At 47.3% G+C, this 9836-nt stretch carries 8 protein-coding genes; 4 read left to right on the top strand and 4 right to left on the bottom strand.

What is annotated here, in order from left to right; all coding sequences use genetic code 11:
• Window positions 1–302: 302 nt before the first annotated feature.
• Genes codB through codA form a run of 3 tightly spaced genes read left to right on the top strand, consistent with a single transcriptional unit; the run spans window position 303 to window position 4038 of the window.
• The gene (codB, locus tag FHW04_RS23205; protein WP_089562616.1) at window positions 303–1571 is read left to right on the top strand and encodes a cytosine permease; all 1269 of its coding nucleotides are present in this window, start codon (window positions 303–305) and stop codon (window positions 1569–1571) included.
• A complete protein-coding gene (locus tag FHW04_RS23200; protein ID WP_089562615.1) occupies window positions 1568–2803 on the top strand; it encodes a PucR family transcriptional regulator in 1236 nt (411 codons plus the stop codon). Before codB ends, FHW04_RS23200 begins: the two co-directional genes overlap by 4 nt.
• Entirely contained in the window at window positions 2800–4038 is a 1239-nt protein-coding gene (gene codA, locus FHW04_RS23195; protein WP_089562614.1) for a cytosine deaminase, read from the top strand. Before FHW04_RS23200 ends, codA begins: the two co-directional genes overlap by 4 nt.
• Before the next feature lie 1287 nt (window positions 4039–5325).
• On the opposite strand, the gene FHW04_RS23190 is transcribed toward codA, so the two are convergent.
• Both FHW04_RS23190 and FHW04_RS23185 read right to left on the bottom strand, forming a co-directional pair.
• Complete coding sequence (locus tag FHW04_RS23190; protein WP_089562613.1) at window positions 5326–6081, bottom strand: hypothetical protein; 756 nt, start codon at window positions 6079–6081, stop codon at window positions 5326–5328.
• Between the two features lie 189 nt (window positions 6082–6270).
• The gene (locus FHW04_RS23185) at window positions 6271–6804 is read right to left on the bottom strand and encodes a hypothetical protein (RefSeq protein WP_128088301.1); all 534 of its coding nucleotides are present in this window, start codon (window positions 6802–6804) and stop codon (window positions 6271–6273) included.
• Window positions 6805–7248: 444 nt separating this feature from the next.
• Here FHW04_RS23185 and FHW04_RS23180 point away from each other — a divergent pair, with 444 nt between their 5' ends.
• The gene (locus FHW04_RS23180; protein ID WP_089562612.1) at window positions 7249–8238 is read left to right on the top strand and encodes a tyrosine-type recombinase/integrase; all 990 of its coding nucleotides are present in this window, start codon (window positions 7249–7251) and stop codon (window positions 8236–8238) included.
• A gap of 289 nt (window positions 8239–8527) precedes the next feature.
• Here FHW04_RS23180 and FHW04_RS23175 read toward each other — a convergent pair whose 3' ends face one another.
• The gene (locus FHW04_RS23175) at window positions 8528–8719 is read right to left on the bottom strand and encodes a hypothetical protein (protein ID WP_089562611.1); all 192 of its coding nucleotides are present in this window, start codon (window positions 8717–8719) and stop codon (window positions 8528–8530) included.
• A gap of 84 nt (window positions 8720–8803) precedes the next feature.
• On the bottom strand, window positions 8804–9706 hold the full coding sequence (locus FHW04_RS23170) for an Rpn family recombination-promoting nuclease/putative transposase (RefSeq protein ID WP_089562610.1): 903 nt from the start codon (window positions 9704–9706) through the stop codon (window positions 8804–8806).
• Window positions 9707–9836: the final 130 nt, after the last annotated feature.

The raw sequence follows: 9836 nt of genomic DNA, 5'->3' as shown, positions 1-9836 counted from the left end.
AACTTTTGCTTTGCCACGGAATGGTCTGTGTTGTCGGGAGGATGCGTGATCTGATCCTTCAACTCAGCAAAAGTTCGATTTATTCAACAAAGCCGTGTAAAAGTATGAACCGTTATTTTTTTGGCACTTTTCTGGTGCAGTCATTTGCACCATGCACTGAAACCTTCCAAATATCGTTAATTCCCTCTTCTTTTTGTGCATATTGCACACTTTACTCTGTAAGGCTTGCCTGTGTTTTTTTGGCATACCTCTTGCTATGAGGATACTGATCCTATCTGCATCACTATATTAGAGGTTTCATAATGTCAAAAGACAATGATTTCCCCCTCACTGAAGCTCCGGCCTCGGGACGTAAAGGCATTTTTTCCATATCGATGGTGTTATTTAGTTTTACGTTTTTTACCGGCACGATGTTCGCTGGTGGCGAATTAGGCCTCTCTTTTTCTATCCACAATATGTTGTGGATTGCAGTGACAGGTAATTTTCTGCTGGCTCTGTACGCCGCATCGCTGGGCTGGATAGCAGCGCGCAGTGGGCTTAATACAGTCCTGATGGGACGGTTCTGCTTTGGGGAGGTTGGCAGCAAACTGGCTGACTTTATTCTCGGTTTCGCCGAACTGGGATGGTATGCATGGGGTACAGCAACGGTTGCTATATCTTTAGTGAAAATTATGGATTTACCCTCCACGCTCATCATGCCCCTGATGGTGCTGTTTGGTGTCCTTTTTTGTATTACCGCCCTGGTTGGCTACAAAGGCCTGGACGCTCTTTCCCGTATTTCAGTCCCGCTAATGTTTGTTTTGTTGATAGTGGCGATGCTTATTGCAACTCATCATGCTGGCGGCTGGCAGGCAATGAAGAAAATCGAACCAACAGAAACTATGAGTTGGTCCGCGGCCATTACGATGGTTTTTGGAACATTTGCCAGTGGTGCGACCCAAGTGACTAATTGGACCCGACTGGCTAATTCCAGCCGTACGGCAATTATTTCAAGCATGATGAGCTTCCTGCTGGGCAATGGCCTGATGATCATTGCCGGGGCATGGTGTGCAATTGTCTATCAACAGGCTGATATCGTTGACATTTTAGTGCTTCAGGGACTCTCTGTCGCTGCCGTTATTATGCTGTGTCTTAACCTGTTAACTATTCAGGGACCAACGATTTACAACGTATCTGCCGCCGCCTGTCATCTGTTTCGTAGCGAGCGCCGTCGTACCCTGACGGTGGCTGCTGCTGCAGTAGGTATTCTGCTGGCTGTTGGCGGAATGTATGAAATATTGATTCCTTTTCTCGTTCTGCTTGGCAGCATCATTCCACCGATTGGCGGCGTTATCCTTGCTGATTACTGGTTCCATCGCCACGGTCGTTATCCACTCATTCACTCCGTCCGGTTACCACGTTTTAACTGGTCGGGACTTTGCGCTTATGCCGCAGGAGCAGTAGTGGCGTATTTCTCATCATGGGTGGCGCCATTGATAGGAATTACTGTATCGGCTGCAGCCTATATTGCGCTAACTACCCTCAGCAAACGTCGGGGAGTGGTCGGTGCTGTCGCGGAGCAACAGGAATGAGCATGACGGTAAACGAAATTCTTGCTCTCAAGGAGCTTTCTGCTCTTCAGTTGCGTGCGGGGAAACAAGGATTGCATCTGCCGGTTCGCTGGTACTACCTGGCTGAAAATGAAACGATTTCCGAATGGATTATGGGTGGAGAACTGGTGTTCATAACCGGCGTTAATTATCCGCGAGATGAAGACAATCTGGTTAATTTGCTGTTGGAAGGAAAACAGCGCGCTATTGCCGGGTTGGTTATCCTTACCGGGGGTGCCTATATCAACGAGATCCCCGCGCGCGTTATTACACTAGCGGATGAACTCGGCATTCCGCTGATTGAGCAGCCCTATTTACTGAAAATGGTGATCGTGACGGAGCGGATCGGCACTGCGCTGGTTAGCAGTGAAAACACGCTCCAGTCACGTCGCGATATCATGCTGCAACTTCTGACCGGCGACTATCCCGACCTTCATATTATCCAGCAGCGCGCTTTGCACCAGCAATTGGATCTTACAAAACCACTCAGGGTGGCAGTCTTACGCCTCGAAGGAATACAACAGCTGTTCCGCCAGTTTCCTGCAGAACAAGCAGAAGCCTGGTTACAGCAAACTCGGCGAACCATTCGACAACAGTTACAAAAGCAGCTTAACCAACAAGAAAATCCGTATCCGCTTATTGAGCGCAACAATATGTTTATATTTCTGCTGCCCGATAACGATGGTGATTTTTACATTCAGAAAAAATGGCTTCAGCACTGGCTGCAATCTTTGGCAGAAGCTAACAGTACGTTGTCATTACTGTGCGGCCTCTCTGCTCCCGTGCGGCAATTGCAGGGTTATGCCAAAGCACTCACCCAGGCCCGGCAGGCACTGGATCTGACGGACAGCCTGCGCCCTACGCAGCGTATCAGCGATTACCAGCAACTGGGTTTTATCAAGCTTCTTTCCGCTGTCGGCGATCCGACACTACTTACGGATTTTATGCATGACACCCTTGGCTGCCTGACAGAGCTTGACCGGAAAGCACCGTATTTATTAATGGAGACGCTGGAAATCCTGTTACAGGAAAGCGGTAACGTAGTGAAAGCGGCTGAACGACTGGGAATACACCGCAATACCTTACATCAGCGTATGCAACGTATAGAAAAACTGACCGGCTACCAGGTCAGTCATCCCCATTTTCAACTGAACGCCTCTGTCGCGCTTGTGATTTGGCGCATGTCACAAAACTATCTATGGAAAAAGTTATGAAAATTATCAACGCACGCTTACGTCATCAGGAAGGGTCATATTCAATCGAACTGGAGAAAGGCGTAATCAAAACCATTATCCGCCAGACCACATCGCCAGACATGACGGTGGACGATATTGATGCGCAACATAAGCTAATTATTCCTCCCTTTGTTGAACCACATATTCATCTGGACTATGCAATGACAGTCGGCGAACCGGAATGGAATATGAGCGGTACCTTGTTCGAAGGAATTGCCCGTTGGAGCCAGCGCAAAGAAACCGTGACCGCAGAGGATACCCGCCAACGAACGTTGGCGACAATCGCTATGCTGCGCGATAACGGTATCCAACATGTACGTACACATGTTGATGTCACCGAACCTTCGCTTGCCGCCTTGGAAGCCATGCTGGCGGTGAAATCGGAAGTCGCGAACATTCTTGATCTACAAGTTGTTGCTTTTCCACAAGAAGGTATTGAGTCTTTCCCGAACGGACGCGAACTCATGATCCGAGCGGTGGAAATGGGAGCAGACGTCGTGGGAGGGATTCCCCATTATGAAAATACCCGGGACCAGGGCGCGAACTCAATCACTTTTCTGATGGATCTTGCTGAACGCTATGGTCGCCTTGTAGACGTTCACTGCGACGAGACTGATGATCCGCAATCCCGTTTTTTAGAGATGCTGGCAGAAGAGGCCCGTGTACGAGGAATGGGCGCCAAAGTTACGGCCAGCCACACATGTGCTATGGGCTCATACGACAATGCCTACTGCTCTAAGCTTTTCCGCTTGCTGAAAAACTCAGGGATTAACTTTATTTCCTGCCCGACAGAGAGTATTCACTTGCAAGGGCGTTTCGATAGCTGGCCAAAACGGCGCGGTGTCACACGGGTGGCAGAGCTCGACCGGGCCGGAATAAATGTCTGCTTTGCTCAGGACTCGATCAAAGACCCGTGGTACCCGCTGGGGAACGGGAATATTCTGCGCGTCCTCGATGCTGGACTTCATATTTGCCATATGTTGGGATATGAAGATTTGCAACGTTGCCTCGATTTTATTACCGATAATAGTGCCAGAACGCTATGCCTGGGCGACAGTTATGGTATTGCCGAAGGCAGACCGGCTAACCTGCTTATTCTCGATGCGGAAAACGACTACGAAGCAGTGTGCGGTCAGGCAAAAGTGCTGACCTCAATTCGCCACGGTAATATCATTATGCAGCGCCAACCGGAACAGATAACTTATCCGGCATAAACCATTCTTATCGCCCGGTCAGATAATGGCCGGGATGAGGTAATCTTTGCGAACGGCCTTTTCAAAAGTGGCGGCCCTGATGCTTCTGCAGAAATCTGGGTACATATCGTATTAAGTACGCGGTAGCAGTGGGTAGTAGAGCAACACTTTTAACAACGGAAATGGTGATAGGTGCAGGCAGCATGGTTATAAAGCCTGTGCTGGTAAAAGGCGTGTATGCAGGCAATCCTGCCAGGCTTTTGAGAAAGCTTTAAGCATTAATGAACTGTCCCATCTTATGATGCAGGACAAATTACCAGGCTGGTAAGAAGTCAGATCTTTAATTTCCTAATGCGGTGATGAGGTGAGCGGTAACTTCCCATATCTTAGCAGAAGGCTTTGGGCCAGAAGGGAATACGGCAAACGCCCGGTACGGCGGTGATCCTGTTTAAACGGTGAACCGAACAAAACAGCATGGCGTCAGGTTTGCCGGCCAGACCCGCGGCGGCTATCCGTTCGGTCAGTCGGAGAGACGGCTTTGCGCTGGGCGCTTTAACCAGACCGCCCGACTACAGGATGTTTTAGTCCGGTCCACAACCAGAACGATATGGCCAAACGCCGCACGGTTAATCTTCTTACAGACGTATACCATGTCGGAGAAGACAGAAATCGGCACCAGCCTGGCGTTACAGTGTAACATATAAATAAGTACCGCATGGGTGGATTAAGTGGACACGGCCCGGCCGGGAGCCTGCAGATGAAGCGAGTAGTGCCGCACATTCTTCGGCGTTGTGCGCAGGAAAGACTGCCGGTTTTCCAGCGAGCAACACTAACAGACCCTCCGCAGCTGCCGCCAGGTATTAAGTGAAAACGTATCGCAAGAGCGCATAAAGGCGGTGGTTTTTTTTCGGCCATATCATCTTTCACCATCCCACCGGAGAATGCATATAGCCAAACCCGACAATATCAGCCATTTTATGCTCAGTTATCGTCCAAACTGGGCCCGGCAGCGTTACGTGAATTCTGAGAAAAAGCAGGGGGTGAGTCCGCCAGAATTCACGTAGCACCGCCCGTTTTTTGTACAAAACAGTCAAGCCGGGCAGTATCCATCGGCTGCAGAGATCCCGCACTCGATCCTGACTTTGTATAACTCTTATAATAAATTTTTCTTTTTAAAAATTTAAGTAGTGGCCGGATGCTGATGAGCGGTTAGAATTATAAAAAATAACCTAATGCAAATAAATATCTACAAGATGGATAATGCGCTATGTCAAGACCAGAGAGGGCTTAAGTTAAAACACTAATATATCAAGTAGATATTGGATGCAGCATTTTATTAATTATCCTAAAATTTCGCTTTGAAAATGTTGCCAAGGAGGTTTCATAAACAAATGGAAAGGAAAGGTAATAACAAGGCCAAACTTGGCGGCCATAGCATGCTATTTTTTCCTCGGTGGATATTTTTTTCTTCTTTTTTATCCTGACTGTAGTTGCGCTTTCTTCATGAACCCTCTTTGCAATTGATTTTTTCTTGCTCCAACTCGACCTATTATGTACTGATGAAAGATATTCCGGCGTTAACCTGATCATCTCCATCGCTTTTATTTTGTCGACAAACAAAACAGGAAATAACAGGCTTGCTATAGATTCCTGCTCGGATATCATAAGAAACACCTCCTCTCCTCTTTTTATGACTGTGTGATTATTATTAAATAAGGCGCTTGATTTCCTATTTTTTAAATAAAAGAAATTTTGGATATATTGGGCATCAGTAATCACGTAATGAATATGAAAAGTGTTTTTAATAAGCGTTGAAATTAGTATTGAGCTCACTGCATCTAGCTCTTTTAATATTGCCAAATGTGATATCGATATTGACAACTCATCAATTTCATTAATGCCCAGTTTAGTTTGCGATTCATTGTTACCATTCTCGCCCAGACAATTATTTAGATATTGAATGCTTTTTGATATCTTACTTAGAAGAATAAACGTGCCACTTGATGTAGACCGCGCACTATCAATCCTCTCTCCAGATTCAGTAACATAACTTTTTATTATCAAAGTACTTTCATTAAGGAAGTATTTACGGTAACTAGCAGGCTCAAGTGAATACAGTATGACGGGGTTGCCGTTTTAAATGACCTCTGCATCTGTATTTTCTTTTCCCCTTACTATAATACGTGCATGATTTTTATTCCTTTAGGTGGTTTTGAAACTGAAACATCCATCACAGATATAACTTCATAATAACTATCCCAAATCCTTCTTCCTGTTGTGAGCTGTATTTTCTTTTTTTTCTTCTGCAAAAACTATCAGATTATAGCAATCCTCTAAACTTAAATTCATTTTTATGAAAATACATTCTTCAAAAGAAAACCTTATTTTTATCCCATTCAAGTAGCCTTGAACTCGAATTCCACCGCTACTTGTTTTCACACATTTATCGATAAGTACCGGTTCCCATCCTGCTGAAATTGGCACTGCTTTCTTATCGTTCACAGCGAGATTGCTGCTATAACATGGATGAATTGGCCAAGGAGGGCCAAGGGCGTCAAAAAGGACGCGAGAACCTCTTGAATTTTCGTAATAAAAAACCTCTTCCCCACACTTTTGGCAGGTAGCATTCGGTATGGTAAAAGAACTTATAGTATCGAATCGATCTTTCTTAATCGAATGCCTTGGGATATGTTGATGCTGAGAGATGCTGTATTCAGATACCCGCTCTTCGTCAACGATTAGGGGAACAACTCTTCCACCTATTCGCCGGAATATGGTAACGCTCATAACACCCCCTTGCTAAAACTCTATTTATCAGCTGTTAAACCCTAAAACGTATTTACTCGTAAAAGCGCAACTTTTCTCGTTACCACCTCAATCAAAATCGCCGCTGATATTGTATTATGATTTAGTGTCGTCATATATAAAAATATCTTTATTCTATGAATTCGCAGGATGGTAATAAATCTTCTAACACTTGGCTGTTAATGGATACTACATTTAACATAATGAAAATCAAAAACATATTGGTTGAGGAGGCCTGATAGTAATGCCCAATGAGAAAGCTGTCATAGCAGTTTCAAATATAGTTGAATCTCAAATCTCTTTAGGCCCCACGCTACTTATTAAAATATATGTTTGAAAAAGTAGCTTTACCAGAATCCAACTGGCAGGGGATAATCCGGTCAGATTTCATCGCGCGGCCAGACTGCCAACCCCATCAGGATCAACATGACCGACTCTGTCGACAACAGCCTTGCCCCACGCGAGCTGTCTCTTTCTTCCGCAGAAGCTCAGGACGCCTTCGCCCTGGCGGCCATCAACAGCGGCACATCGCTCAATCCGGCGCAGGCCTATCTGATAGGGCTCTCCTCCGCCGCCAGCCGGCAGACAATGAAGTCTTTTCTGAATATCGTGGCGGGCATGCTCGGCTTTACCTCACTGCAGAGCTGCGCCTGGGGCAGTCTGCGCCGGCACCATATTCGCGGCCTGCTGGAAATGCTGCAGGTCAGCGGCCGGGCGCCAGCCACCATCAATACTTACCTCTCTGCGCTGAAAGGCACTGCCCGAGAAGCGTGGATGATGAAGCAGATGGATACGGAGAGCTATCAGCAGATCCTCTCGGTGCGGGCGGTGCGGGGAAGCCGCCTAACGCGCGGTCGTGCGCTGGCGCCACAGGAAATCCACGCGCTTTTTCGCAGCTGTGAACAGGACGCAGGCTGTAAAGGCCCGCGCGACGCCGCCATGCTGGCGGTGATGCTGGGCTGTGGTCTTCGCCGTTCTGAAGTCGTGGATCTGGACTACGCCAGCATCCTGCATCAGGAACAGGCTTTGCTTGTGCGGGGAAAAGGCAACAAAGAGCGGCTGGCGTTTATGCCGGAAAACGTCTGGCAACGCATTCATAGCTGGACGGATACCATCAGGGGTGAACAGGATGGACCACTCTTTACCCGTATTCGTGCAGGTGACGATGTCACTTCTCAGCGCATGACGCCTCAGGCGGTTTATCACATTCTGAGCCAGCGCCGCACTGAAAGCGGTATTGATAACTGCGCGCCGCATGATCTGCGCCGCACCTTTGCCTCAATGATGCTGGATAACGGAGAAGATCTGATTACCGTCCGGGATGCGATGGGGCATGCCAGCGTCACCACGACGCAGAAATATGACCGCCGCGGAGATGAGCGTTTACGTAAGGCGGCAGATAAGCTGAAATTTTAAGCGCGGATAGAGACAAATCCTGATGCAGGTGCCAGAGAGCGGTGGCATCTCAACATCCATCAGCTTTTATACTTAACCGTACACAGGCTATCCCCATTTTCTGTGGATAAGGGAATATTATCCATTTAAAACAGCAGATTGCGTTATAATACTTAGGTTTTAGCTTTGGAAATGACGGGCAGAAAGAGGAAACCATTTATATAGATTCTCTCAGATCCTCAGCTATAAGGTCTGGCGATTATATGCGTACTCGTTTGACCGACAGATTTTGGCTGAACTTTTTTATACATTATTTATTAAGGAATTGAGTAAGCTCTTCCTCAGTCAGTTCGGTGACTTGCAAAACATATTGAGTTTTAAACCCATTATTCAAGAGGTTAGAGGCGATGTTCAGGCTGGCTTCTTGTATACCTTTTCGGAAGCTTTCTCTAAACCCCTCCCTAAATCCTTTCTGCTCAAGCTGCTGTGCAATTGTCATCATTTGATTCTCATTATGTGCATGCTGCGCTAGCTAACAAACAAAGGGGACCTGTGTACGTTGTTTCAAAATTAAGCACGGTTAAATTCAATGACGAATCTGCTTCAGCTCTTCCTCTTTCAGGCCGGTTACATTCATAACAGACTGAATATCCATGCCACTTTTCAAAAGATTACGAGCGATCTTCAGACTGGCTTCTTGTATGCCCTCACGTAAGCCCTCTTGCCGACCTTTCTGCTCAAGCTGTTGTGCAATTGTCATTAGTTCATCCTCATGTTGTGGTACTCGCTGCGCCAGTTCACGAATAAAGGCGCCAGCATCAGCTGTTTCACCGGCCTGAAGTATATAGTTTACCAGCGCATGCAGCTGCTGTCCGGTCATGAATTCCGCAGCCATCAGCAGGGCAAGTTGGTTCAACACCTCTTTCAGATCGCGCTGACGGATATGCTTTTGCAGCAAAGTGAGCGCGGCCATGCTGCGGTGCTGCATAATCTCCTCATCGGGGATGACGGTCACATCCACCAGCGGAAACCCGCTGCTGTAAAGTGCCGTGGCAGTTTCCGGTTCACTAAACAATTGTAGCCAGTTCATGCTGTAAGGATAGGGGCTACGCGTGCCCTGATAAAACAGCACCGGTATCACCAGCGGCAGGGTTTTATGCCCGGCATCCAGATGGCGCTGCATCGCGGCCACAGCATAACGCATCAGGCGAAATGCCATATGCCTGTCCGGTGAGCTCTGGTGCTCAATCAGGACATGAACGTATCCGTCACCTTTGTCCGTCTTCAAAGAGTAAAGTACGTCACTGTAATAGGGACGCAAATCATCCTCAACGAAGCTGCCGGACTCAAGCTTTAGGGTCGACAGGTCGCAAATCGCCAGCAGCGCGGGCGGCAGATGCAGCGTCATAAAATCGCGCGCGGTCTGCGGGTGCGAGAGGAATGTTTTAAAGACCGCATCATGCGGTGTCGGCGTGCTGTTTTTCTTCATGGCGGCACCTGAGTATGTCCGTTTAGCGCTATATTAGGCTTTGTTGAATAAATAAGATTTCTTGCGAACGACCCTGTAGCTGGCTGGATTTTCAGGCAATACGCACGCTTTCTGGCATCCCAGCCTTTGT

It is taken from the genome of Pantoea sp. AN62, assembly GCF_050432985.1.
Taxonomy (GTDB): Bacteria; Pseudomonadota; Gammaproteobacteria; order Enterobacterales; family Enterobacteriaceae; genus Pantoea; species Pantoea brenneri.
The sequence above is the reverse complement of the archived record's forward strand: the minus strand, read 5'-3'. Positions and strand labels throughout refer to the sequence as shown.

What these genes read in the sequence shown, in the direction of transcription:
- codB (WP_089562616.1), top strand. Translation starts at nt 303, where the DNA reads ATGTCAAAAGACAATGATTTCCCCCTCACTGAAGCTCCGGCCTCGGGA.
- FHW04_RS23200 (WP_089562615.1), top strand. Translation starts at nt 1,568, where the DNA reads ATGAGCATGACGGTAAACGAAATTCTTGCTCTCAAGGAGCTTTCTGCT.
- codA (WP_089562614.1), top strand. Translation starts at nt 2,800, where the DNA reads ATGAAAATTATCAACGCACGCTTACGTCATCAGGAAGGGTCATATTCA.
- FHW04_RS23185 (WP_128088301.1), bottom strand. Translation starts at nt 6,804, where the DNA reads ATGAGCGTTACCATATTCCGGCGAATAGGTGGAAGAGTTGTTCCCCTA.
- FHW04_RS23180 (WP_089562612.1), top strand. Translation starts at nt 7,249, where the DNA reads ATGACCGACTCTGTCGACAACAGCCTTGCCCCACGCGAGCTGTCTCTT.
- FHW04_RS23175 (WP_089562611.1), bottom strand. Translation starts at nt 8,719, where the DNA reads ATGATGACAATTGCACAGCAGCTTGAGCAGAAAGGATTTAGGGAGGGG.
- FHW04_RS23170 (WP_089562610.1), bottom strand. Translation starts at nt 9,706, where the DNA reads ATGAAGAAAAACAGCACGCCGACACCGCATGATGCGGTCTTTAAAACA.